The 621-nt window shown below is 71.0% G+C and carries 1 protein-coding gene; it reads left to right on the forward strand.

The window, feature by feature from the left end:
• Nucleotides 1-97: 97 nt before the first annotated feature.
• On the forward strand, nt 98-621 hold a 524-nt coding region (locus L6Q96_23390), incomplete at its 3' end, for a pyruvate kinase (GenBank protein MCK6557492.1).

A 621-nucleotide genomic window follows, 5' to 3' on the forward strand; every position in this document is an offset into this window, starting at 1 on the left:
GCCCAGGCACAGGTCGAGAGCGTGACGCTCCTCACGGCCGATCCGCAGCTGGGGCGATATCCGGGCCCGATTCGCTGCGTCTGACGCTGCCAGAGCGATGGAGAAAGCCAAGGTGCCACCGCTGCCCGATGACCTGATCGGGGAAGTCGCCGCCTTGCGTGCCGCGCTGGTCGATCTCGCCGGCAGGGCGATCGGCGAAGCGGAGGCGATCCACCCACATTACCGCGACAGCGCGCGCAATCTTGTCCACTACCTGGCCCTGCGCCAGCGCGACCTGCGCCCGCTGCAGGCGCGCCTGGCCGGGCTCGGTCTTTCTTCCCTCGGCCGTTCCGAGCCGCATGTGCTGGCCAGCGTCGATGCGGTGCTCGGCGTGCTGCATCGGCTGGCCGGGCGCCCCGCGCCGGCGCCTGCCGGCCCGGCGCCGTTCGGCTTCGAAGCCGGCACCCAGCTTTTGAACGGCCACACCGAGGCCCTGCTCGGCAGCGTGCCGGTCGGCCGCAACGTGCGCATCATGGTGACCATGCCGGGCGAGGCGGCCTTCGATTATGCGCTGGTGCACGATCTGCTCGCCGGCGGCATGAACTGCATGCGCATCAACTGCGCCCACGACGAGCCGGGCGC

Source organism: Candidatus Binatia bacterium (assembly GCA_023150935.1).
In the GTDB taxonomy this organism is placed as follows: Bacteria; Desulfobacterota; Binatia; order HRBIN30; family HRBIN30; genus JAKLJW01.